24 protein-coding genes and 1 pseudogene are annotated in these 21,998 nt (G+C 69.2%); 13 read left to right on the top strand and 12 right to left on the bottom strand.

Going from position 1 to position 21,998, the window contains the following annotated elements:
- Positions 1 to 49: 49 nt before the first annotated feature.
- The gene (locus NVU01S_RS00895) at positions 50 to 730 is read left to right on the top strand and encodes a TVP38/TMEM64 family protein (RefSeq protein WP_175068856.1); all 681 of its coding nucleotides are present in this window, start codon (positions 50 to 52) and stop codon (positions 728 to 730) included.
- A gap of 70 nt (positions 731 to 800) precedes the next feature.
- Here the strand turns inward: NVU01S_RS00895 and NVU01S_RS00890 are convergent, their stop codons facing one another.
- Both NVU01S_RS00890 and NVU01S_RS00885 read right to left on the bottom strand, forming a co-directional pair.
- Positions 801 to 1,703, bottom strand: a complete 903-nt coding sequence (locus NVU01S_RS00890) for a S1C family serine protease (RefSeq protein WP_043681730.1) — start codon at positions 1,701 to 1,703, stop codon at positions 801 to 803.
- Positions 1,704 to 1,807: 104 nt separating this feature from the next.
- The gene (locus NVU01S_RS00885) at positions 1,808 to 2,095 is read right to left on the bottom strand and encodes a hypothetical protein (RefSeq protein WP_244467538.1); all 288 of its coding nucleotides are present in this window, start codon (positions 2,093 to 2,095) and stop codon (positions 1,808 to 1,810) included.
- Positions 2,096 to 2,385: 290 nt separating this feature from the next.
- Between NVU01S_RS00885 and NVU01S_RS00880 the strand changes: the two genes are divergently transcribed.
- From NVU01S_RS00880 to NVU01S_RS00870, 3 genes are read left to right on the top strand one after another with little or no spacing between them, the layout of a single operon-like run.
- Positions 2,386 to 3,264 carry a metal-dependent hydrolase gene (locus NVU01S_RS00880; protein WP_052281379.1) on the top strand — a complete coding sequence of 293 codons (879 nt, stop codon included), beginning with the start codon at positions 2,386 to 2,388 and terminating at the stop codon, positions 3,262 to 3,264.
- Positions 3,261 to 4,799, top strand: coding sequence for a flavin-containing monooxygenase (locus NVU01S_RS00875; protein WP_043681676.1), 1,539 nt, complete (start codon positions 3,261 to 3,263; stop codon positions 4,797 to 4,799). The genes NVU01S_RS00880 and NVU01S_RS00875 overlap by 4 nt, the downstream gene beginning before the upstream one ends.
- Positions 4,796 to 5,740 (top strand): SDR family NAD(P)-dependent oxidoreductase, encoded by a 945-nt coding sequence (locus tag NVU01S_RS00870; RefSeq protein ID WP_043681673.1) that lies wholly within the window; start codon positions 4,796 to 4,798, stop codon positions 5,738 to 5,740. Before NVU01S_RS00875 ends, NVU01S_RS00870 begins: the two co-directional genes overlap by 4 nt.
- Before the next feature lies 1 nt (position 5,741).
- Here the strand turns inward: NVU01S_RS00870 and NVU01S_RS00865 are convergent, their stop codons facing one another.
- Genes NVU01S_RS00865 through NVU01S_RS00855 form a run of 3 tightly spaced genes read right to left on the bottom strand, consistent with a single transcriptional unit; the run spans position 5,742 to position 7,655 of the window.
- A complete protein-coding gene (locus tag NVU01S_RS00865; RefSeq protein WP_043681670.1) occupies positions 5,742 to 6,461 on the bottom strand; it encodes a TetR/AcrR family transcriptional regulator in 720 nt (239 codons plus the stop codon).
- A gap of 57 nt (positions 6,462 to 6,518) precedes the next feature.
- Entirely contained in the window at positions 6,519 to 7,463 is a 945-nt protein-coding gene (locus tag NVU01S_RS42180) for a CorA family divalent cation transporter (protein ID WP_082032444.1), read from the bottom strand.
- A 3-nt stretch (positions 7,464 to 7,466) separates the two neighbouring features.
- Positions 7,467 to 7,655 (bottom strand): hypothetical protein, encoded by a 189-nt coding sequence (locus tag NVU01S_RS00855; RefSeq protein ID WP_043681668.1) that lies wholly within the window; start codon positions 7,653 to 7,655, stop codon positions 7,467 to 7,469.
- A 449-nt stretch (positions 7,656 to 8,104) separates the two neighbouring features.
- On the opposite strand from NVU01S_RS00855, the gene NVU01S_RS00850 reads away from it, so the two are divergent.
- Both NVU01S_RS00850 and NVU01S_RS00845 read left to right on the top strand, forming a co-directional pair.
- On the top strand, positions 8,105 to 8,449 hold the full coding sequence (locus NVU01S_RS00850; protein ID WP_244467537.1) for an ArsR/SmtB family transcription factor: 345 nt from the start codon (positions 8,105 to 8,107) through the stop codon (positions 8,447 to 8,449).
- 104 nt (positions 8,450 to 8,553) lie between these two features.
- A complete protein-coding gene (locus NVU01S_RS00845; RefSeq protein WP_043681662.1) occupies positions 8,554 to 9,075 on the top strand; it encodes a DUF3558 family protein in 522 nt (173 codons plus the stop codon).
- Between the two features lie 15 nt (positions 9,076 to 9,090).
- Here the strand turns inward: NVU01S_RS00845 and NVU01S_RS00840 are convergent, their stop codons facing one another.
- The 7 genes from NVU01S_RS00840 to NVU01S_RS00810 all read right to left on the bottom strand — a co-directional run bounded on the left by NVU01S_RS00840 (position 9,091) and on the right by NVU01S_RS00810 (position 14,579).
- On the bottom strand, positions 9,091 to 9,684 hold the full coding sequence (locus tag NVU01S_RS00840) for a DUF4291 domain-containing protein (protein ID WP_063048030.1): 594 nt from the start codon (positions 9,682 to 9,684) through the stop codon (positions 9,091 to 9,093).
- Between the two features lie 55 nt (positions 9,685 to 9,739).
- Positions 9,740 to 11,461: an urease subunit alpha gene (locus tag NVU01S_RS00835; RefSeq protein WP_014984741.1), complete on the bottom strand. Its 1,722-nt coding sequence runs from the start codon at positions 11,459 to 11,461 to the stop codon at positions 9,740 to 9,742.
- A gap of 73 nt (positions 11,462 to 11,534) precedes the next feature.
- Entirely contained in the window at positions 11,535 to 11,849 is a 315-nt protein-coding gene (locus tag NVU01S_RS00830) for an urease subunit beta (protein ID WP_043683394.1), read from the bottom strand.
- 13 nt (positions 11,850 to 11,862) lie between these two features.
- Positions 11,863 to 12,165: an urease subunit gamma gene (locus NVU01S_RS00825; protein ID WP_014984739.1), complete on the bottom strand. Its 303-nt coding sequence runs from the start codon at positions 12,163 to 12,165 to the stop codon at positions 11,863 to 11,865.
- Between the two features lie 81 nt (positions 12,166 to 12,246).
- On the bottom strand, positions 12,247 to 12,693 hold the full coding sequence (locus tag NVU01S_RS00820; protein WP_043683397.1) for a PaaI family thioesterase: 447 nt from the start codon (positions 12,691 to 12,693) through the stop codon (positions 12,247 to 12,249).
- Between the two features lie 43 nt (positions 12,694 to 12,736).
- The gene (locus tag NVU01S_RS00815; RefSeq protein WP_052281471.1) at positions 12,737 to 13,558 is read right to left on the bottom strand and encodes a carbonic anhydrase; all 822 of its coding nucleotides are present in this window, start codon (positions 13,556 to 13,558) and stop codon (positions 12,737 to 12,739) included.
- Between the two features lie 310 nt (positions 13,559 to 13,868).
- Positions 13,869 to 14,579, bottom strand: coding sequence for a hypothetical protein (locus tag NVU01S_RS00810; RefSeq protein WP_043678577.1), 711 nt, complete (start codon positions 14,577 to 14,579; stop codon positions 13,869 to 13,871).
- A gap of 109 nt (positions 14,580 to 14,688) precedes the next feature.
- Here NVU01S_RS00810 and NVU01S_RS00805 point away from each other — a divergent pair, with 109 nt between their 5' ends.
- The 7 genes and pseudogenes from NVU01S_RS00805 (at position 14,689) to NVU01S_RS00775 (ending at position 21,892) form a co-directional block, all read left to right on the top strand.
- The gene (locus NVU01S_RS00805; RefSeq protein WP_043678579.1) at positions 14,689 to 15,735 is read left to right on the top strand and encodes a FecCD family ABC transporter permease; all 1,047 of its coding nucleotides are present in this window, start codon (positions 14,689 to 14,691) and stop codon (positions 15,733 to 15,735) included.
- Positions 15,732 to 16,817 carry a FecCD family ABC transporter permease gene (locus NVU01S_RS00800; protein ID WP_043678581.1) on the top strand — a complete coding sequence of 362 codons (1,086 nt, stop codon included), beginning with the start codon at positions 15,732 to 15,734 and terminating at the stop codon, positions 16,815 to 16,817. The genes NVU01S_RS00805 and NVU01S_RS00800 overlap by 4 nt, the downstream gene beginning before the upstream one ends.
- Complete coding sequence (locus NVU01S_RS00795) at positions 16,814 to 17,689, top strand: ABC transporter ATP-binding protein (protein ID WP_043678583.1); 876 nt, start codon at positions 16,814 to 16,816, stop codon at positions 17,687 to 17,689. The genes NVU01S_RS00800 and NVU01S_RS00795 overlap by 4 nt, the downstream gene beginning before the upstream one ends.
- A gap of 71 nt (positions 17,690 to 17,760) precedes the next feature.
- Positions 17,761 to 18,150, top strand: coding sequence for a BlaI/MecI/CopY family transcriptional regulator (locus tag NVU01S_RS00790; protein WP_029899854.1), 390 nt, complete (start codon positions 17,761 to 17,763; stop codon positions 18,148 to 18,150).
- 40 nt (positions 18,151 to 18,190) lie between these two features.
- Positions 18,191 to 19,129, top strand: a complete 939-nt coding sequence (locus NVU01S_RS00785) for a M56 family metallopeptidase (RefSeq protein ID WP_041562723.1) — start codon at positions 18,191 to 18,193, stop codon at positions 19,127 to 19,129.
- Between the two features lie 220 nt (positions 19,130 to 19,349).
- Positions 19,350 to 20,684: pseudogene (locus NVU01S_RS00780) on the top strand (DEAD/DEAH box helicase); the annotation flags it as partial.
- Between the two features lie 362 nt (positions 20,685 to 21,046).
- On the top strand, positions 21,047 to 21,892 hold the full coding sequence (locus NVU01S_RS00775; RefSeq protein WP_043678587.1) for a DMT family transporter: 846 nt from the start codon (positions 21,047 to 21,049) through the stop codon (positions 21,890 to 21,892).
- The last annotated feature ends 106 nt before the right edge of the window (positions 21,893 to 21,998 follow it).

Genomic DNA, 21,998 nt, shown 5'->3' with positions numbered 1-21,998 from the left:
CCGCACGCGTTGCTCCCTAGTACCACTACCACCCGGTAATCTGGCCCCGGTGACCAGGCTGATCCGTGACCCGCGAGTGCTCGCGCTGCTCGTCGGCGTGGCGGCGATTTTCGTGGCGGCGCTGCTGGTTCCGCTGCCGAGTCCGCAGCAGATCCAGGACTGGGCAGGCTCGGTCGGACCGGTCTTTGCGCTGCTGTTCTTCGTGGTGCACGCGCTGGTGACGGTCGCGCCGATTCCGCGCACCGTGTTCACGGTCAGCGCCGGGCTGCTGTTCGGTCCGGTGCTCGGCATCGCGCTCGCGGTCGGCGCGACCACGGTCAGTGCCGCACTGGCCATCCTGCTGGTGCGGGCGCTGGACCGCGAACAGGTCGCGTCCCGGCTCACCCATCCGGCGGTCCGTGCCGTCGACGAGCGGCTGCGGCGGCGGGGCTGGCTGGCGGTCGGCTCGCTGCGGCTCATCGCGGCCGTGCCGTTCTCGGTGATCAACTACTGCGCCGGATTGTCCTCGATCCGCTTCTGGCCGTACATGATCGCCACCCTGCTCGGCGTGCTGCCCGGTACGGTCGGCACGGTGATCCTCGGCGACGCGCTCACCGGCAATACCCACCCGGCGATGATCGTGTTCTCCTGCGTCCTGATCGCGATCGGTATCGCGGGCCTGATCGTCGACGCCCGGCTGACCACCGAGCCCACGCCGGAACCGGAACCGGTCGCTGCCGCCGCCGACTGACGCACCCCTTCTGCGTTCCCGCACCCGCTCCGGCAGGCCGGCAGGCGTGCGGGAAGACAGAATCGGTGCGTCAGTCGACGGTGAGTTCGATGGGGACCGCGATCACGTCGACCATCGCGCCGTTGCGCAGCACCGTGACGGGGAGCTTGGTGCCGATCGCGTCGGCGAACAACTGACGTTGAATGCCTTGCGCGTCACGGACTTCCGCGCGCGCCACACTGAGCACCAGATCGCCGCGGCGCAGGCCCGCGGCGTCGGCGGGGCCACCGCGCACCACCTCCATGATGCGCACCCCGGCGGCCTGGCCGGTCCGTTCCGCCACCGGCGCGGGCAGCGGTGCAGGCATGCCGACGAGCCCGAGATAGGCGCGGCGCACCCGGCCTTCGGTGTGCAGAGTGCCGATGATGCGGCGGGTGGTCGCGTTGATCGGAATGGCAAGGCCCAGACCGATACCGGCGACCGCGGTGTTGATGCCGACCACGCGCCCCGCCGAATCGGACAGCGCCCCACCGGAATTGCCGGGATTGAGCGCGGCGTCGGTCTGGATGACGTCTTCGATCACCCGTCCGGCGCGCCGGGACGCCACCGGTACGGCCCGTCCGAGCGCGCTCACCACACCCGCGGTGACCGACCCCGCCAGGCCGAGCGGGCTGCCCACGGCGACCACCAGCTGCCCGACGACGAGTTCGTCCGCGTCACCGAGTTGCACCGCGCCCGGCGCGCCGCTGCGCGAGCGCAGCACAGCGAGGTCCGAGAGCGGATCGATGCCGACCACCTCGAATTTCGCCTCCACACCGTCGGCGAAGACCACATCACCACCGGCGGCCGAACCGATCACGTGCGCGTTGGTCAGCATGAAGCCGTCGTCGGTGAACACCACCGCCGATCCACTCCCCCGACGCGTCCGCACGCTCGCCACATGGGGCGTGACCGACGCGGCCACCGAGATCACTGTGCGTGAATAGGCATCCATCGCGGCATCGTCGTCCACGGCAGCCACCACCCCTGTTCAGGTCTGCATCAACCCTTACAGGATGCCCGCAGATCGCCGCGGCCGCACCGACTTCGGGCGCGATCCTAGGCGCGCGGAGCTACCGTCGCGCCTTCGAAGAACTCGGCCTGGCTGATGGCGAGGCGGTTGGTCACCAGCTCGAGCGCCAGCTCCAGGACCTCATGGGCGGTGGGCGCGACCACCTGGGACTGTTCGAGGCGGCTCGTTCCGCATTCGACCCGGACCCGGCAGCGCCAGCCCGCCCCGGCGGGATAGGGCTGCGGCCGGCCGATCGTCACGCCGAAGCGCACGCCGTCGCGTAGGAATTCATTCGTGGCCAGCAGGTCGTCCTGCGGCGTGATCATCATGGTCATGCGGTTCACGCCCTGCCATGGAGCAATGTTGCAGCTAAAAGTCGGTTCCTCATCAGATGCTCCCGGGACTTCTCGAAAAGCTAGGGCACTTACGACTATCCGTCCTGGACGAACGTAACCCGTTTTCCAGAAGTCTGCAACCTCTCAGCAAACATTCACCCGCGGCCGCACCGCTCGGCGATTCCGGGCGGCGGACAGCCGTTCCCGAACGCCTCTTGCCCAAACCGTCTGAGACGGTATCGTACTAGTAGTACCGCATACTGACGGTACCGAGCTCAATGAGGTGCGAAATGACCGAGCAACGGGTGCGCACAGCGCAGCGCACAGGCAGCGGCTATCCGAAAGCGCGGCGGATCAGATTCCGCTTCGGCGAGCCGGTACCGATGGCCAAGTACTACGCGGGCGGCGACATGGTGTTCAGCCATTTCATCGCCGGGCTCTCCGCGGGCTTCCCGCCCGGCGAGGAGTCGTTCATCCGCTCGGTCCGGCGGTTCGCCGACCAGATCACCGATCCGGTGCTCAAGGAGCGGGTGTCCGGATTCATCGGACAGGAGGCGACCCACGGCCGCGAACATCGCCGGCTCAACGACCGGCTCGTCGAAATGGGTTATCCCATCGAATGGCTCGACGCCCCGAGCGTCGTCGAACGGCAGAAGCGCTTCGAACAGCGCATCCCCGCGCACCTGCACCTGGCCGCCACCGCGGCGGCCGAGCACTACACCGCGGTGCTTGCCGAACGGGTGCTGTCCAGCCCGGAGATCCAGGCCCTGGCCGGGGACGAAGAAGTGCGAAACCTGTTGAACTGGCACGCCTTCGAAGAACTGGAGCACAAGTCGGTCGCCTTCGACGTCTACCGCGCGGTGGGCGGCACCGAGACCATGCGCATCCTCACCATGGCCACCCTGGTCGCGCTCACCGTCCCGTTCACCGCGGTCAGCCTGACCATGTCGCTCAGTCGCGACCCGGACGCCCGGCGGTATCCGCTGAGCCTGGTCAAAGAGGCCTTCACGCTGTTCCGCGGCCCGGTGTTCCGTGGCCTCGGCCGGGAACTGGTGCTGTACCTGCGGCCCGGTTTCCACCCCGACGACATCGACTCGCGCGAGCTCTTGCAGCGCTGGCAGCAGGAACTGTTCGGCGCCGAAGGCTCCCTCGTCGGGCACCTCCGATGAGCGCGGGCGGTCCCGACCACGAGGTGATCGTGGTCGGCGCGGGATTCGGCGGCATCGGCGCCGGTATCGCTCTGCAGCGCAAGGGCATTCACGACTTCGTCATCGTGGACAAGTGGGATCGGGTCGGTGGCACCTGGCACGCCAACACCTATCCGGGTGTCGCGGTGGACATCCCCTCGTTCATCTACAGCTTCTCCTATGAGCAGCGCGGCGACTGGTCGCGAATCTTCGCGCCCGGCAGCGAGTTACGCGACTACGCCGACGGCATGGTGGACAAGTACGGGCTGCGGCCCAAGTTGCGGCTGAACACCACCGTCGTGTCCGCGGTGTACGACGAGGGCGAGCGCCTGTGGTTGCTCGGCACCGACAGCGGGCGCACGCTCACCGCCCGCCACGTGGTGATGGCGATCGGCGGGCTGGAACGCCCGAAGCTGCCGGATATCCCGGGCCTGCACGAGTTCGGCGGCACGCTGATGCACACCGCGCTGTGGGACGACGACGTGGCGTTGGCGGGCAAGCGGGTGGCCGTGATCGGCACCGGCGCGACCGCCCTGCAACTGGTGCCCGCGATCGCCGACGAGGTAGCCCATTTGAGCGTGTTCCAGCGCACGCCGATCTGGGTCTTCCCGAAAACCGATGCGGCGGTGGGCCCACTCGGTCGTGCGATCCTCGGGCGGCCGTGGCTGCGCTCGGGCATCCGCCTGCTCGGCACGGTCGCCACCGAGGTGGGCATGGGCGGGATGGTCGTCGGCCCCACCTGGCTCTCGGACGCGGGACGCCGGCTGGCCGAGATTCCGGCCCGCCGCTGGATGCGCGCCCAGGTGCACGATCCGATAGTCCGGGAGAAGCTGATTCCGGCCTACGGCCTGGGCTGCAAACGCCCATCCATGTCGAACGAGTACCTCGCCACGTTCAACCGCCCCGACGTCAGCCTGATCACCGAGCCGATCGGCTTCATCGGCGAGCGCGGCATCACCACCGTCGACGGCAACGAGCACGCGATCGATGTGCTGATCTGCGCCACGGGATTCAAACTGTGGGAAAAGGATTCGGTCCCGCCCTTCCCGGTGACCGGCCGCGACGGGCGTGATCTCGGCGAATTCTGGGACCGGCACCGGTTCCAGGCCTACCAGGGCGTGTCGGTACCCGGGTTCCCGAACATGTTCACCATCACCGGCCCCTACGGTTTCGTGCTCGGTTCCTACATCTGGATGATCGAGGCCACCGCGGCGCACCTGAGCCGCGCCATCGCCGAGACCAAACGGCGCGGCGCGACCGAGTGCGAGATCAGTCAGCAGGCCCACGACGCGTACTTCGCCAAATGCCTGCAACGACAGGAGAAGAACTTCCTGTTCACCTCGGCGTGCGCAGGGTCGAACACCTATTACATCAACAGTCACGGCGATTCGCCGTTCCGTCCGTCCACGCACGGCGAGATGTACTGGCACAACCGGCATTTCGATCTCGACAACTACCACTACCGGCGACCCGCCCCGGCCCGTCGCACGGGCGTGATCCTCGAGGAATCTGCATGAGACGCACCAATATCCGGCCCGAACTGGTCGTGGTGACCGGCGCGGGCAGCGGCATCGGCCGGGCGATCGCGCTTCGTTTCGCCGAGGCGGGCGCCCACGTCGTGGTCTGCGACCTCGATCCCGATTCGGCGCACGCCACCGCGGCCATGATCCACGCGCGGGGCAGGCGAGCCAGTGCGGCCGAACTGGACGTGACCGATCCGGACGCGTGGGAAATCTTCGCCCGCAACGTTCTGGCCGATCACGGCGTGCCCGATGTGCTGGTCAACAATGCGGGCATGCTGGTCAGCGGCGCGTTCGTGGACCTGTCCCCCGCCGACTGGGAGCGCCAGCTGAGCGTGAACCTGTTCGGCGTGGTGTACGGCTGCCGGGTGTTCGGCAAGCAGATGATCGACAACGGCACCCGCGGCCACATCGTGAACATCGCCTCGGCGGCCGCGTTCACGCCGACACCGGTGATGTCGGCCTACTCGGTGTCCAAGGCCGGGGTGAAGATGCTCACCGAATGCCTGCGACTCGAGTTCGGGCCCAAGGGCATCGGCGTGAGTGCGATCTGCCCCGGGGTGATCAACACCAATATCGGCGAACACGCCGTGACGGTCGGCGTCGATCAGGAACTCGTCACGCGCGGAAAGGAACTGGCCAGGCAGGTCCAGGAGGTGGTCGCGAAACTACCCTTCTCGCCGCTGAGTCCGGATCTGGTGGCGCGGGCGGCGCAGCGGGCGGTGCGCTACGACCTCGCGGTCGTACCGGTCCGGGCCGAGGCGTGGCTGGGTTACTTCCTGCTGCGCATCGCACCGGGCGTGAATCGGCGGATCGCCCAGCCGCTGGATCTCGCGCGGATGGAACGGCTCGGCCGGCGGGCATTGCGCTTGCTCGACCCGGGGCGCCCGATTCCGACTGCCCCGCAGCAGGTTTCGGCACAGGTCGAGGTGTCGTGACTCACTCCGTCCGGAACGCGAGGTGTACCGGCTGATCGACGTCGATCGGCAGGTTGTTCAACCGGGCGACGCCGTCGAGCATGCCCTCGGCGATGATGCTGACATGCTCGGCGAACCGCTCGGTGGACATCACCTCGGTACGGGCCCGGTTCGCGCCGAGCCACCAGTCGGTGGCCGAGCCGACCGCGCCGAAGATGGCGTACGCGGTCAGCTCCAGGCTGCCGGTGTCGACGTCCTGCCCGGCCAGGCGCTCCTCGATCAGCTGAGCGGCCAGCAGGGCCGAGCGCTGCGCCACCTCGATCGCGCGCTCGGGCTGCTCGGCCTGCTGAGCCATCCTGCTGTGCACCAGGAAACGGAACACGTCGGGCTGTTCCTCGACCACCGCGACGTACTCGGCGATAGCGGTGTGCAGCAGATGGGCGAGGGTATCGGTGGTCAGGCTGATCCGGGCCAGCACGCGCTCCCACAGCGTGCTCTGCACCCGTTCGAGGATCGCCAGGTACAGATCCGTCTTGTCCGCGAAATGCCGGTACAGCTTGGGTTTGGCACAGCCGGCCGCCCGCGCGATGTCGTCCATGCTCACATCGGGCCCGTGCTCGGCGAGCGCCCGGAACGCGGCATCGACGAACTCGCCGCGCACCTGCTCCCGGTGCGCACGCCAGCGTTCGGTCCGGGCGTCCCGGCGCGGTGCCGCGGGCGAGCTGCTACCGGCGGCCGTCATGCTTGTTATGATATGGAACGACGCGCCGGACCACGGCATTCAGACCGGGAGCCGCGCTCAGCGCAGCCAGCCTTTGCGTTTGATGTAGGCCAGCGGGATCACGGCCGCCACCAAGGTCATCAGCGTGGTCGCGAGGAAGCCGTGCTGCCACTCCAGCTCCGGCATCCAGGTGAAATTCATGCCGTAGAAGGTGGCGATCAGCGTCGGCGGCAGGAAGACCGCGGTGATGATGGTGAACACCTTCACGATCTGGTTCTGTTTGACGTCGAGCCAGGTCAGCACCGACTGCTGTAGATAACGCACCTTGTCGTGTTCGAAGCCGGCATGCTGCTTCACGCCGTCGATATCGGCGATCAGGATGGCGATCAGGCTCTCCAGCTCTGCGCTGTGCACGGCGATATCGGCCATCAGATGCCGTGCCGCACGGGCCAATTGGAGTTGAGTCTCCTGCGTGCGCGAGACGATCTCCTCGGCGGCGTTCATCCGGGACATGGTGCCGCGCATGTCGGCGACGCCGATCTCGCGGCCGCGCTGATCGTAACCGTTGGTGGCCATTTCGATCTCGTCGTTCATCGCCTCCAACGCGTCGCTGGCGTAGTAGATGACCCGCTCGGACGCCTCGTTGAGCGCCCACAGCAACGCATACATGACACCGTGCGCGGAACCGGTGAGCGCCGGATTGCGCCGCATCTTCGCGATGGCCTTGTCGAACGGCACGAAATGCTCGTCCGGTTGCAGGGTCACCAGGAACTCGGCGCCGAGCGCGAACACGATCGTCTCGCGTTCGATCGCATCGCCGCGTTTGTAGTTGGCCACCACCGGCAGATAGAGGAAGTTGTCGGTTTCCCAGACCCGCTGGCGCGCGGCGGCGAAATCTACGCCGAGCCGCTCGCGCAGCACCGCGGCGGTCTCCGCATCGGCGGCCGCCAGCGGAATCCAATGTTGTTGCAGAACTTCGGTATCGAAACGGTCGGCGGCCGCGACGCCGCTGGTGGGCCGCATCGGTCAGCGTCCGTAGGAGGAGTGGGCGGGCGAGACCGACGACGAACCGACCGGCCCCTGCGGGTGCGCGTAGTGCATGGTCAGCAGTCCGACGCTGATCAGCAGATAGAGCCCGATCGTGAACCAGATCGCCTGACGCTCCAGATTCGGTGCGCGGTGCGGTGTTTCGGCCCTCTTGAACATGATCGCCATGGCGAACTCCAATACTTCGTGACGTCTGGTGAGGCTGCGGCCCGCTGCACGCGAGTCCGGCGCCCGCGCGCACGCGGCATCGAGTCGCGCCCGGGCCTCGGCGCGACCGCCGGAGACGGACGCGCCTACTGCACAGGCCCGCGCCTCGTGCGCCGACCTGTCGGTCGAAGAATGTCGAAATCCGGTGCCGCGTCGGGCGATCGGCGGGCCGCTACCGGACCGGATCGCGCGGGCAGATCAACGACGAACCGGCACAACCCGTTTCGCCGAGGCGGACCGGCTGGAGACGTCGATACTGTCAACCGGCATCAGCCGCTCACCCCGCTTCGTTGGTTGCTCATCCACGCAGAATTGCGCACCCATAATTAGAAACCCGGTGACCGGTGTTCGTCAATCAGTTGCGCAAGTATTCGACTCCGTGCCACGCTACGGTCAGGTTGGAGGCGGACGTGACCGAACACGGCGAGCCGGACCTCATCCCGGCGGCGGAACTACAGGACGCGGCAGCGGTTTTCGGCATGCTCGCGGCTACCGCCCGGCTGCAGATCCTGTGGCTGCTGAGCCAGGGCGACCGCGATGTCGGCACCCTCGCCACCGAGATCGGTCAAACCGTACCCGCGGTCAGTCAGCATCTCGCAAAACTCCGACTGGCCGGTTTGGTGAATATGCGTAAAGCGGGCAGACGCAATGTCTATTCGATCGCCGATTCCGGTATCGCCGATATCGTGCGCCTCGCGTTCCGGCACCACCGGCTGCGCGGTGGTGCGCTGCCGGGCCCCGCGACCGAAGGCTGACCGCCTGGAGTGAGCAAGATCGCCCCTGCTCAGGTGGCCTCGTTCGGCGTGTCTCGGTACCGTCACCTGGTCTGACCCGAGATCGATCCAGAAAAGGGGCGGTGATGAAGCCGTTCGCTGCCCGCATCGCCGGATTCGCCGCGTTCGCCGGCCTCCTGGCCGCATGCGGAACTCCCCCGCCCGACGCCGCCCCTGCCGTCGCCGCCCACCCTTACGCCGACTGTGCCCCGGTGACCACGGATCAGATCCGCGACGCCGTGCGGGCCACCGCGCTGCTCGCGCACCACACGCCGCAGGCCTGCCTCTGGGACGCCCAGATCGGCGACGGCGACGCCGGGGTCAGCTTCACCTTCTCGACCCGCGACTCGCTTCAGCAGATCTGGGACCGCGCCCGCGCCGACGGCTTCGAGACCGAGCACATGGTGATCACCAAGCACGTGCTCGGTACGGTGACCGCCACCGCCTTCTACATCCGCAATCCGCACGACCCCGGTGACTGCGCCGTCGCCGCAGCGGCCAACGGCTCGATCGTCTGGCGCATCCAGAACCGCACCCAGGCCACGCAACTGAACCCCTGCGCCGCCGCCCTCCAACTCGCCACCCTCATGGTCGACCTCTCCCCCTAGCCGAACGATCGGTCGTCACGGACGAAGGTGGCTCAGCAGTTCGTCCGTCGCCGGGTAGGGCCGCTCCTGCGGCAACAGCCGGGCGGCAGAGTCGAATTCGCCTGCGCTGACCAGCGTGTGGATCTCGTGGGCGAGCGGCGTCACATCATCGATGGCGACCGTCCACTCGTCCGCGTAGCGCCGTGCGGCCTCCCCGCTGAGCCCGAGTTGCAGCGACCGATGCGGAAGGGGCCGCAGGGAGAGATCCCGCTCAGGATCCCACTGGACCCGGGCAGGAGCGCGTTTCAGCCGACTTCGCCAGGTATCGAGGTCGGGATATCGGCCGGGCTGATAGCTCGACAGGCACGCGTGCCGTAACGCCCATTCGAAGCCGCTGCGCGAGATCTCCACGGCGAGCACGGTTTCCTGATCCGGTTTGGTGCCCCAGCCGCAGCGGTACATCATCCACAGAAACGACGGCTTGATCCATGTCATCCGATCCCGCTGCCACGCTGCGGGGAAGCGCCCGTCGCGGGCGGCTGGACCACCGATCACCGGCGAGTACGCCTGATAGACGGTGATGGTGGATTCCGTATGCAGAGCGCGGATCTCGCGCTGTGGTACTTCCATCCGTAGAGCGTGCCGCTGGACGACTCGCACCGCGAGCGATTTTCGGCGGGTGCGCTCAGAACAGGAAATAGCGTTGGGCCATGGGAAGTTCGGTGGCGGGTTGTTCGGTCCAGACTTCGCCGTCGATGCGGACGGTGAAGGTGTCGGGGTCCACCTCGATGCGGGGCATGGCGTCGTTGTGCGGCATGTCGGCCTTGGTGCGGGCGCGAACATTCTTGACGGGGGCCAGTTTTCGGTGCACGCGCAGGCGGTCGGCGAGGCCGTCCTCGATCGCCTGCTCGGAAACGAAATGCAGGGAGGTGGCGGCGGCGGCCAGCGGGGCGGCGCCGAACATGGGGCGCGGCAGCACCGGTTGCGGGGTCGGGATGGACGCGTTCGCGTCACCCATCGCGGCCCAGGCGATCGCCCCGCCCTTGAGCACGGCGTGCGGGCGCACCCCGAAGAAGGCGGGCTCCCACAGCACCAGATCGGCCAGCTTGCCGACCTCGACCGAACCGATCTCGTGGTCCAGGCCGTGCGCGACGGCCGGGCAGATGGTGTATTTCGCGATGTAGCGCTGTACCCGGGCATTGTCGGCGGCGCCGTCGCCGGGCAGCGCGCCGCGGCGGCGTTTCATCACGTGCGCGGTCTGCCAGGTACGCAGCACCACCTCGCCGATGCGGCCCATCGCCTGGGAATCACTGCCGATCATGGAGATCGCGCCGAGATCGTGCAGCAGGTCTTCGGCGGCGATGGTGGACGGCCGGATCCGGCTCTCCGCGAACGCCAGATCCTCGGGGATGGACGCGCTGAGATGGTGGCACACCATGAGCATGTCGAGATGCTCGTCGAGGGTGTTGACCGTGTGCGGGCGGGTCGGATTGGTCGAGCTGGGCAGCACGTTGAGATGCGCTGCGACCGTGATGATGTCGGGTGCGTGCCCGCCGCCCGCGCCCTCGGTGTGATAGGCGTGGATGCCGCGGCCGGCGATCGCGCCGAGGGTGTCCTCGACAAAACCCGCCTCGTTCAACGTGTCCGAGTGCAGCGCCACCTGCACCCCCGTGGCGTCGGCGACCCGCAGGCAGGCATCGATCGCGGCCGGGGTGGAGCCCCAGTCCTCGTGCAGCTTGAAACCTGCCGCGCCGGCGCGCAATTGCTCCCACATGGCGTCGGCGCTGACCGTGTTTCCCTTGCCGAGCAGCACGATGTTCAGCGGCCAGCCGTCGGTGGCCTCCAGCATGCGGGCCAGATGCCACGCGCCGGGCGTCACGGTGGTCGCCTTGCTGCCTTCGGCCGGGCCGGTGCCGCCGCCGATCAGGGTGGTGATGCCGCCGCCGAGCGCCTCGTCCATCAGCTGCGGGCAGATGAAATGCACATGGCAGTCGATCGCGCCCGCGGTGAGGATGCGGCCGTTACCGGAGATGATCTCGGTGGACGGGCCGACGACGAGGTCGGGATGCACACCGCTCATCGTGTCGGGATTGCCCGCCTTGCCGATGCCGCAGATGCGTCCGTCGCGAATGCCGATGTCGGCCTTGATGATGCCCCAGTGGTCGATGATCACCGCACCGGTGATCACGGTGTCCGGCGCGCCGTCGGCGCGGGTGGCGCGCGACTGCCCCATCGACTCGCGCAGCACCTTGCCACCGCCGAACACGGCCTCCTCACCCGCGAGACCCGGTCCGCCGCTGCGGTCTTCGGTGATCTCGATCAGCAGATCGGTGTCGGCCAACCGGATTCGGTCGCCGGTGGTCGGCCCGAAGAGCTCCGCGTAGCGGGCCCGGCTCAATTCGGTCACGATGCCTCCCCGGTCCGGCGCGCACGCGAGTCGACAGGCGAATCCCGGTGCGGCACAGCTTCGATGTCGTTGCTCACTGGGCGTCCAACCGGCCCGGCGGATTCGCGCTGATGCCGTGCACCTCGCGGGTGCCGCCCAGCGGCACCAGCGAAACACGCTGCCCGAGACCGGGTTCGAAGCGCACCGCGGTACCCGCCGGGATATCGAGGCGGTGGCCGTGCGCCGCCGTCCGGTCGAAGCGCAGCGCGGCGTTCGCCTGCGGGAAATGCACGTGGCTACCGACCTGCACCGGCCGGTCGCCGGTGTTGACCACGTCGAGTTCGATCCGCGCCGCACCCGCGTTCAACGCGATAGTCCCCGCCGCGCAGAGGTATTCACCGGGAATCATGCTGCGCGTCCTTCTAGGCGATCGGGTGGTGAACGGTGACGAGCTTGGTGCCGTCCGGGAAGGTGGCCTCGACCTGGACGTCGTGGATCATCTCCGGCACACCGTCCATCACGTCGGCGCGCGCGAGCACCGTGCGCCCGGAGGACATCAGTTCGGCGACCGAGCGACCGTCGCGCGCGCCCTCGAGCACATGATCGGTGATCAGCGCGACGGCTTCGGGATGGTTGAGCTTGAGTCCACGCGCCTGCCTGCGCCGGGCCAGTTCGGCCGCGTAGCTCAGCAGCAGCCGTTCCTGCTCGTGCGGGGACAGGCGCATCCGGGCTCCTCACCGGGTCGGGTTGTTAGGGTGACGGTCATTCTGGCACGCCCGTTCCGGCGGCGCGGCGCGAGCGCCCGCTCAGCGCTCGGCGGGCAGGTTCTGCAATCGCACCTGGCCCCGGGCCACCACCCGCTGCTGATCGTCGGTGATCACCACGACCCAGAGCTGTTGCAGCCGGCCGCGATGGATCGGCGTCGCCTCGCCGTAGAGGACGCCCTCGCGCACCGCACGCAGGAAGTCGGTGTTGTTGTTCACGCCGACGACGGTGCCGCGCCCGCCGTACCAGATGCCGCCGCCGACGCTGGCGAGCGTTTCGATGACCGTGCAGTACACGCCGCCGTTCTGGATGCCGGCGGGCTGGAAGAGCCGCGGCGCGACGGACCATTCGCCACGCACCCGATCCGGGGTGGTCTCGGTGTAGCGCAGGCCGATCAGGTCGGTGAAGGTCCCCTCGCTCACCTTCGTCATCAGCTCGGGGGTGATGTCCGCCATGAACTCGCCCATGGTGGTCTGCTGCTCTGTCATGACGTCCACTTTTGCACAGCGGTTGCCGAGGATCTCCGCTGGCTCAATTGCCTGCCAGCGTGATCGCCCGGCCGTACCGCGGCTGTGTCGGACGGTTGCTGTGCGCGAACAACGTCCGATAGCGATCGACACCGGCGGACCCCACCGCGACCGGATGCTCGAGCACGGTCCAGGAGACCCCTTCGCTACAGGGCGGCGTGGTGAGCGAGCCGCGATACCGGAACTGGTCCAGGTCGACGGGCAGCAGGGCACGCAGGTCGAGACCGGCGGCCGCGGCCGGGACGCCCGGCGCCGCCGGTGCGGCCGCGAGGATCGGATCGAGGGGCGACGGTACGGCCGCGGCCTGCAACAGCACGCCGAGCACCGCCAGGGCGCCCGCACCGTTCTTGTGCACGAGGTGCAACTCCATCGCGGTGCCCGCGCCGTCGACGGTGTGCTCGCTCGGCAGGTGGAAGTGGAACTGGGCCAGTTCGAATTCGGCGCCCCCGATGACGAGCCGATTCCCGTTGCCCGCGGGGAGATTCGCCTGCACGGTGTGCCCGTTGTTGACCAGTTCGAGCGCGGGCACCGTCGCGTAGTCGATGTCGATGGGCTCGTCCGGTTCGAGCCGGGTGTGGCTCGGCAGGTCGATCGGCGACTGTTCGTGGCCGTTCTGACAGGTCAGGTAGGCGTGGTCGAGGTCGGCCCAGTGGTCGGGGCCTTCGGCGTCGTAATCCCAGTGCGGGGCGCCGGCCGCGCCGCTCGGTGCCGCCACGTGACTGCGCAGTTGCGGATCGTGGCCACCGCACGCGGATACGAGCAGTAGCGCCGCCGTGGCGGTGAGGCCCGCGAGGCAACGACGATGCGAGAATTTTCGGACGAGCACCCGGCACACTCCTCGGCACGCGATGAGTAGCCGAGAAGGTTTGCGGGACAGCGCAAACGGACGGTCGGCGACTCGAAATCGGACGAATCCCCCAGGGGTTCAGGAGAATTCACGTCCGCGACGGCGTCCGACATTAGACCCGAGAATTCGCGCCACGCCAGAGGCGAACCGAGCGACATGGGTCACAGCAGACAGAGCTGAGGGCCCCACCCGGAGGTGAGGCCCTCAGCGGCAATGGATCGGGGGTCACCGCAGCCCTCGGGACTCTCGCTCAATCCTTACGCCGGTTATGAGTATAGGTCAGGCTTACCTAAGTAAGCAAGCCCGTCGTGCGACGCACCGGCAATCCCCGGCGCTCCAGCGCCGCCAACAGGCCCTGACCACGCCGGGTGCCGACCACCGCGTCGGTCCGCGCCAGGTCCGGCACGTAAGTCGAAGCGCCCGCGATGGATTCGCCGACGAGCTGCCAGAAGCGCCGCGGGCTCAGACCCGAGTACCGCGCCATGCTCGACTGGATGAGCGTCAGCGAGGGTTCGCACCGATGCGCGAGCCAGACGTACATCGCACCCTCACACGGCAGCGCCACCACACCCGGCTCACGCGCCAGCGCATCGCCGTCGACCACGCGAATCGTGGTGTCGCCCAGACCCGCCCAATCGATGCCGCCGTCGTTGTCGGTGTGGATCCACAGGTTCTCCAACCCCGGATCCCAGGCCCGCCCCTCCGACACCAGCAGTGCGGTCACCCGGCCGACCACCGCGTGGATGAGCGCGGTGGCCACCACCTCCGCCGCCACGTCGGCGCGGATCATCTCGGCCGCGTGCCGCCGGTACATCAACTCGATGCGCCCCTCCCGCACACCGTCGGCCAGTCGCCACCAGCGCCGCTTGCCCTGCTCAGCCATCGCCGCCACCGCGTACACGCGCGGATGTTCAGGTTGCAACGCGCGCAACCTGGCACAGGCGTGATCGAACGCCATGGTCGTATGGCGTGGCGGGCAGGTGGTCATGAGCTCGGGCATTGCGCGAACCTCCTGAGGGGTTGGCCGTCGCGGTGGGTACAGCAAGATAGGTTAGGCTTACCAGACCAATCAGTACTGTGCCAGACCGAATCAGGAGTAGTTCGTCACCGTGACCACGCTTGGGACCGCACGGCGGCGGCGACTGACCGGGCTTCTCGTCCTGACCGCGCTGCTCCTGCTCACCATGATCGCGAGCGTCGCGATCGGGACCAGGTCGCTCTCGCCCGGCACCGTCTACGACGCCGTGCAGCACGCCCTCACCTGCGCGGGTGGCCCGTTCACCTGCCCCGCCGGATCCACCGCCGAGGAAATCGTCCGGGGACTCCGGTTGCCACGCACCGCACTGGCCCTCGCCACCGGCGTGGCGCTCGGCATGGCGGGCGCGCTCATCCAGGGCTACACCCGCAACCCGCTCGCCGACGCCGGCCTGCTCGGATTGAACGCGGGCGCAGGCTTTTTCGCCGCCCTCAGCATCTATCTCTTCGGCTTCACCACGCCCAACCAGTACATCTGGTTCGCGTTCGTCGGGGCGCTGCTCGCGGGGGTCGTCGTGTTCGGCGCCTCCGCCGTCGGCGGCGGCAAGGCCAGCCCGCTGAGCCTGGTCCTGGCCGGCGCGGCCGTCACCGCCTTCCTGCAAGCCATGACCCAGGCCGTGGTGCTGCTCGACGCCACCGCGCTGGACACCTACCGCTTCTGGGTGGTCGGCACCATCGCGGGCCGCGACGCCACGGTGCTGTGGCAGGTGCTGCCGTTCCTCGCGTTCGGCGTCCTGCTCGCCGTGATCGCCTCGCCCGGCTTGAACCTGCTGAGCCTCGGCGACGAGGTGGCGCGCGGGCTAGGCGTGAACATCGGCCGCAGCCGCGCCCTCGGGCTGGCCGCGGTGGTGCTGCTGTCCGGCGCGGCCACCGCGGCGGTCGGGCCGATCGCCTTTCTCGGTTTGATCGTGCCGCATATCGCGCGCGTCGTGACCGGACCCGATTTCCGCTGGATGATTCCCTATTCCGGCTTGATCGGCGCGATCCTGCTGATGCTCGCCGATATCGTCGGGCGGGTGGTCGCCCGGCCCGGTGAACTCCAGGTCGGCGTCATGCTCGCCGTGATCGGCGCGCCCTGCTTCATCGCGTTCGTGCGCCGTCGAAAGCTGGTGAGCCTGTGACCGTCTCGTTGAAAACCCGCGGCGCGCGCCCGGCCCTGCGCGTCGGTCCGGTCTCGCTCGTGCTGCGCCCGGCCATGGTGCTGATCGTCGTCGCGCTGGCCGCGGCGATGCTGCTGCTGTTCTGCCTCGACATCGCCACCGGCGACTCGCACATCCCGCTCGGCCGGGTGCTCGACGTGCTGTCCGGCGGCGGCACCCGGTCGCAGCGCTTCATCGTCCTGGATTCACGCCTGCCCCGGGCGCTGACCGCCCTGGTCGTCGGTGCGGCCCTTGGTCTTTCGGGCGCGATCACGCAGTCGATCCTGCACAATCCGCTGGCCGCGCCGGACATGCTCGGTATCACCACGGGCGCCAGCCTCGGCGCGGTGACGGTGATCGTCGGCGCGGGCGGCACCGGCCTGGCCGCGACCATCGGCGCGCCACTGGCCGCGCTCACCGGTGGCCTGCTCACCGCCGCGGCCATCTACCTGCTGGCCTGGGGACGCAGCCCGACCGGCGATCAAGGCGTCACCGGCCTGCGGCTCGTCCTGGTCGGCGTCGGCATCAACGCCGTGCTGCTGGCGGGCATCAGCTGGTTGATCACCCGGGCCACGCTGCAGGACGCCCAGCTGGTGCAGTTGTGGCTCAACGGATCTCTCAACAACGCCGATCGATCTCGTTTGCTCCCAGCGGCATTGGCGCTCGCCGTGGTGGTGCTGGTCGCGCTCGGCTCGGCCCGCACGCTGGCGGCGCTGCGGCTCGGCACCGACACGACCCGCTCGCTCGGCGTGCGCATCCAGACCCAGCAGGCGATCCTGATCGGCGCGGCGGTGGTCAGCTCCTCGGTGGCGACCGCGGCGGTCGGGCCGGTGGCCTTCGTCGCGCTGGCCGCCCCGCAGATCGCCCGCCGACTGCTGCGCACCCCCGGCGAACCGCTGATCGGGTCGGCGCTCGTCGGTGCCATCCTGGTGGTCGGCGCGGATATCGCGTCCCGCTCGGTGTTCCCCGCCGACCTCCCGGTCGGCATCGTCACCGCCGGGCTGGGCGGCCCGTTCCTGCTCTACCTGCTCGTGCGAATGAATCGGAAGGCGACGCTGTCATGACCACAGATGCCGCGGACGGCAGGCAGCCGGCGCCGACTCGGCTCGCCGCCGTCGACGTCAGCCTCGGCTACGGCGACCGGGTGATCGTCGACGGCCTCACCCTCGACATCGCCCCCGGCGTGATCACCACCGTGATCGGCCCGAACGGGTGCGGCAAGTCGACCCTGCTGCGTTCGCTCGGCCGGCTGCTGCGCCCGCAGCAGGGCCGAGTGCTGTTGGACGGCAAGGCCATTTCGACGATGAAGACCAAGGACGTGGCCCGGGTGATCGGCATGCTGCCGCAGTCGCCGGTCGCGCCGGAGGGCCTCACCGTCGCCGATCTCGTCGCGCGCGGCCGGCATCCGCACCAGTCCTGGTTCCGGCAGTGGTCGGTGGACGACGAGGCCGAGGTGCTGACCGCGCTGGAGCAGACCGGCATCGCCGATCTCGCCGATCGCGCGCTCGACGAGTTGTCCGGCGGCCAGCGCCAGCGCGCCTGGATCTCGATGGCGCTCGCGCAGGGCACCGACATCCTGCTGCTCGACGAGCCGACCACCTACCTCGACCTCGCACACGCGGTGGACGTGCTCGACCTGGTCGACCGGCTGCACGCCGAGCTGGGCCGCACGGTGGTGATGGTGCTGCACGATCTGAACCTGGCGATCCGCTACAGCGACGAGCTGATCGTCATGCGCGACGGCCGGATCGTCGCGCAGGGCCGTCCCGCCGACATCATCGACGTGCAGTTGCTGCGCGAGGTCTTCGATCTGGATGCCTCGGTGCTGCAGGATCCGGTGTCCGGGCGACCCATGATCGTGCCGATCGGCACCCGGCACGTGGTGGGTAAAGCAGGTGGCCCTGCTATGTCCAAATCCGCCGCATATGACAAATGACACACCAGCTATTCCATAGTTACGACACCGTGTAGTACGCATCGGCGTCGTTGAGTCCCTAAAATTGTGGGATGGCAGGACTTGGTGAACTCGAGAAAGCGGTCATGGACCAATTGTGGTCAACCGACGAACCGCAGACCGTCCGGCAGGTGCACGAGGCATTGGCCGCACGCCGCGAGCTCGCGTACACCACGGTGATGACAGTGCTGCAGCGACTCGCGAAGAAGAACCTCGTGGTCCAGCAGCGCGACGACCGCGCGCACCGGTACGCGCCGGTGCACACCCGCGACGAGCTCGTGGCCAGTTTGATGGTCGACGCGCTCCAGCAGGCCGACGCCGCGGGCAGCCGCGCCGCGGCCCTGGTGCACTTCGTCGAACAGGTCGGCAAGGATGAGGCTGCCGCGCTGCGGGAGGCACTCGCTAAGCTCGAAGCATCCGAGGACACACCGCCACCGCAGTAGACTCCTCGCGACCTTGCCCCCAACGCAGTGAGCTGAGTCGATGAACGCAACCGCGCCGGTATTCGCCGGTCTCGCATTGCTTCTCGCGGGGCCTGCCCCGGCCCTGCTCAGCCGGGCGACCTGGACATACCGGACGCCCCGCGCAGCAGTCGTGCTCTGGCAGGCGATCGCGCTGGCCGCCGTGCTCAGCGCGTTCGGCTCCGGACTGGCCATTGCGGCCGAACTGCTCGTGCCGGGTTCGGACGGCCGGCCCACCACCTCCCCCACCCGGGAGATCGACGCGCTCGGTCTACCGCTGTGGCTCGCCTACGTTTTCGTGTTCATGCTCACACTGCTGGTCGGCGCGCGGCTCATCTACGCGATCGTCCGGGTCGGCGTGCACACGCGTCGGCGTCGCGCGCGGCATCGGATGCTCGTCGACCTGCTCGACCAGAGCGGCCCGCACCGGCGCGCCGCCGATATCCGCGTGCTGGCCGCCACCGAGCCGATCGCCTACTGCCTGCCCGGCCTGCGTCAGCGCGTGGTGATCAGCGAGGGCACGCTGACCAACCTGGACGACGCCGAGATCACCGCGATCGTCAGCCACGAGCGTTCGCACCTGCGCGCCCGGCACGACCTGGTGCTCGAGGCGTTCACCGCGGTACACGAGGCGTTTCCGCGGGTGGTCCGGAGCAAAGCCGCGCTCGGTTCGGTGAAACTGCTGATCGAACTGCTCGCCGACGATTCCGCGGTGAAAGTGACCGGCCCCAAACCGCTGGCCCGCGCCCTCGTCGCCTGTTCCAAGTCGACCGCGCCGCAGGGCGCGCTCGCCGCGGGCGGACCCACCACACTCATCCGCATCCAGCGGCTCACCGGGCGGATCGGGGACGTGCGCGTCGCCAGCGCCGCCTACCTCGGTTCCGCGGCCATTCTGGTCGTGCCCACCATGGCCGTCGCGGTACCTTGGCTGGTCGAATTGAGTCGGCTGTTCCGCGGCTGAACTCATAGGACGTATCCTGGACACTTGGCCTACCGAACGGTCGGCCGCATCGCCCCTTCGCGCTGCACCCCGAAACCCTCTGTCCGCAGCGCGCGCTGCACCGTAGCGTGCACCGCCACGACCCACTCTGCACAGCGTGTTCTGCCCTGCGAACACGCCGTCTTACGAAAGGCACACACCACTCGTGACCCCCTCGACCACCGTCGCCGCGGCGCCCACCGTGTCATTTACGGATCTGGGCCTGCCCGCCGTGCTCGTACAGGCACTGCGGCGCGACGGCATCGAGGCACCGTTCCCCATTCAGGCCGCAACGGTGCCGGACGCCCTGGCGGGCAAGGATGTGCTCGGCCGCGGCCCGACCGGATCCGGCAAGACCCTCGCCTTCGGACTGCCCATGCTGGCCCGCCTCGCCGGCGCCGCGTCCCAGCCGGGCCGCCCGCGCGGTCTGGTGCTGGTGCCCACCCGGGAGCTCGCCGCACAGATCGAACGTTCGCTGGACGCACCGGCGCTAGCGCTCGGCCTGCGGGTCGCCTCGGTTGTCGGCGGCGCGCCGATCAAGCGGCAGGCCGACCGCCTCGCCCGCGGCGTCGATCTGCTGATCGCCACCCCGGGCCGGCTCGCCGATCTGGTGATGCAGCGCTCCGCCTCGCTCGCCGACGTGCGGATCACCGCGCTCGACGAGGCCGATCACATGGCCGACATGGGCTTCCTGCCGCAGGTCACCAAGCTGCTCGACCAGACCCCGAAAGACGGTCAGCGCCTGCTGTTCTCGGCGACGCTGGACGGCGAGGTGGACAAGCTCGTCAAGCGCTACCTGCGTTCTCCCGTCACGCATTCGACCGCGCCGCCCGCCGCGTCGGTCGCGACGATGACCCACCATCTGCTCTTCGTGCGCGACAAGCTCGTCAAGCGCGCCGTCGCGTCCGAGATCGCCGCCCGCGAGGGTCTGACCATCATGTTCGTCCGCACCAAGCACGGCGCGGACCGGCTGGCCAAGCAACTGCGCGGGGTCGGCATCCCGGCCGGTGCGCTGCACGGCGGCAAGGCACAGAACAACCGGACCCGCACGCTCGCGGCCTTCGCCGACGGCTCGGTGCCGGTGCTGGTCACCACCGACGTCGCCGCGCGCGGCATCCACGTCGACGGCATTTCCCTTGTGGTGCATGTCGATCCGCCCGCCGAGTCGAAGGCCTACCTGCATCGCGCGGGCCGGACCGCGCGGGCCGGTGAGGACGGCGTGGTCGTCACGCTGGTGATGGACGAGGAGCGGCGCGACGTCGAATCGATGACCCGCAAAGCCGGCGTCGACGTCAAGGGCATCGCGGTGCGCCCCGGCGACCGCACCCTGATCGAGATCACCGGCGCGCGCCAGCCCTCCGGCGTTCCGGTCGCCGCGCCCACGCCGCCGAAGCAGGCGGCGGCCGAAGGTGGTTCGGCCACCGGACGACGCCGTTCCGGCGCCACAGGCCGCCGTTCCGGCGCCGGCGACCCCGCAGGCCGTCCGGCGCGTGCCGGGCGCTCTGGCGCCGGCGCAGGACGCAGCACGGGCGGTCGGAGTGCCGGTGCCGCCAAGGGTTTCGGCGACGACGCGGCATCCGGACGGACGAACAACAGCCGGGGCGAAGGCTCCGGCAAGGGCTTCGCGCGACGTGACGACGGCCCGGCCCGCTCCGGCGCGGGTGCCACCGGGCGGGGCGGGTCCACCGGTCGTGGCGCGGCCTCGACCAAGATCGGCGCAGGCCGCGGTGCCGCACCGGCGAGCGCGGGCCGCACTACCGCGGGCGCGGCCGGATTCGCGGGTACCGGTGCCCGGTCCGGCGGGAACAGCGCTGGCGACACGCCCGGCAGGGCACGGCGACGCGCCGTGCGCCCGGAGCGTGCGCCGAGCACCCGCAACCGCGGGGCAAACTAGCGGTCGTGACCGGCCATCCGGTGGGCGCCGTCGCCTGCGCACTGCTCGCCGCGCTGTTCTTCGCCGTGGCAGCGGTGGCGCAGCAGCGGGCGGCCGCGGCGGTGCCCGACGAGGTGCCGCTCGTCCGTGCGCTGCTGAGCAATCCGCGATGGTGGGCCGGTGTGGTCGGCGACCTCGGCGGCTACGCGATGCAGGTGGCCGCGCTCGCGCTGGGCGCGGTCCTGCTCGTACAACCGATCCTGGTGAGCGCCTTGGTCTTCGCGCTACCACTGGCCGCGCGGCTGAACGAGCGCCGAATCTCGGCCCGCACCTGGGCGATTGCGCTCGCACTGGTGGCCGCGCTGGTCGTCTTCCTGCTCGTCGGCAACCCGTCCGAGGGGAATACCACTGCGCCGCTGCGTGATTGGCTGATCCCGCTGATCGCTCTGGTGGCCCTGACCGGTATCGCGGTCGCGGTCGGCCTCCGCTCCGCCGACACCGGCCGGCGCGCACTGTTGCTCGGCGCCGCGAGTGGTGCGCTCTACGGCTTGGCCGCCGCGCTCACCTCGTACGTCACGGACCTGTTCGAGCACGGCCTGCTCGAGGTGCTGACCAGCTGGCAGACCTGGGCGCTGGTCGCCGCCGGGATCGCCGGGGTCTATTTGCAGCAGAGGGCATTCCAGGCCGGTTCGCTCGCGGCGTCGCTGCCCGCGGTCACCATCGCCGAGCCGCTCGCGGCGGCCTTCGTCGGCGTCACCGTGCTCGACGAACGCTTCCGCACCAATGGTTTCGGGTTGCTGGTCACCGCGCTGGCCGTGCTCGTCATGTGCGCCGCGACGATCAGCCTGTCGCGCTCGCAGGCCGCGACCTGACTCCGCACAGCTCACGCCGCCCGGGCGCACCGCGACACGCCCGAGCCGCAGGCTGTGAGGTTCGTCTCCGCCGAATGCCGGCGGATTGCGCACCACCGCCCGGACT

It is taken from the genome of Nocardia vulneris (assembly GCF_001613425.1).
In the GTDB taxonomy this organism is placed as follows: Bacteria; Actinomycetota; Actinomycetes; order Mycobacteriales; family Mycobacteriaceae; genus Nocardia; species Nocardia vulneris.
This window is presented reverse-complemented; position numbering and strand designations above follow the sequence as displayed.

Coding starts and splice junctions, on each gene's coding strand:
- NVU01S_RS00885 (WP_244467538.1), bottom strand. CDS start 2,095: ATGACCATGATGATCACGCCGCAGGACGACCTGCTGGCCACGAATGAA.
- NVU01S_RS00810 (WP_043678577.1), bottom strand. CDS start 14,579: ATGCCCGAGCTCATGACCACCTGCCCGCCACGCCATACGACCATGGCG.
- NVU01S_RS00790 (WP_029899854.1), top strand. CDS start 17,761: ATGGCAGGACTTGGTGAACTCGAGAAAGCGGTCATGGACCAATTGTGG.
- NVU01S_RS00840 (WP_063048030.1), bottom strand. CDS start 9,684: ATGGAAGTACCACAGCGCGAGATCCGCGCTCTGCATACGGAATCCACC.
- NVU01S_RS42180 (WP_082032444.1), bottom strand. CDS start 7,463: ATGCGGCCCACCAGCGGCGTCGCGGCCGCCGACCGTTTCGATACCGAA.
- NVU01S_RS00785 (WP_041562723.1), top strand. CDS start 18,191: ATGAACGCAACCGCGCCGGTATTCGCCGGTCTCGCATTGCTTCTCGCG.
- NVU01S_RS00865 (WP_043681670.1), bottom strand. CDS start 6,461: ATGACGGCCGCCGGTAGCAGCTCGCCCGCGGCACCGCGCCGGGACGCC.
- NVU01S_RS00845 (WP_043681662.1), top strand. CDS start 8,554: ATGAAGCCGTTCGCTGCCCGCATCGCCGGATTCGCCGCGTTCGCCGGC.
- NVU01S_RS00855 (WP_043681668.1), bottom strand. CDS start 7,655: ATGGCGATCATGTTCAAGAGGGCCGAAACACCGCACCGCGCACCGAAT.
- NVU01S_RS00880 (WP_052281379.1), top strand. CDS start 2,386: ATGACCGAGCAACGGGTGCGCACAGCGCAGCGCACAGGCAGCGGCTAT.
- NVU01S_RS00870 (WP_043681673.1), top strand. CDS start 4,796: ATGAGACGCACCAATATCCGGCCCGAACTGGTCGTGGTGACCGGCGCG.
- NVU01S_RS00830 (WP_043683394.1), bottom strand. CDS start 11,849: ATGATTCCCGGTGAATACCTCTGCGCGGCGGGGACTATCGCGTTGAAC.
- NVU01S_RS00820 (WP_043683397.1), bottom strand. CDS start 12,693: ATGACAGAGCAGCAGACCACCATGGGCGAGTTCATGGCGGACATCACC.
- NVU01S_RS00795 (WP_043678583.1), top strand. CDS start 16,814: ATGACCACAGATGCCGCGGACGGCAGGCAGCCGGCGCCGACTCGGCTC.
- NVU01S_RS00825 (WP_014984739.1), bottom strand. CDS start 12,165: ATGCGCCTGTCCCCGCACGAGCAGGAACGGCTGCTGCTGAGCTACGCG.
- NVU01S_RS00875 (WP_043681676.1), top strand. CDS start 3,261: ATGAGCGCGGGCGGTCCCGACCACGAGGTGATCGTGGTCGGCGCGGGA.
- NVU01S_RS00890 (WP_043681730.1), bottom strand. CDS start 1,703: ATGGATGCCTATTCACGCACAGTGATCTCGGTGGCCGCGTCGGTCACG.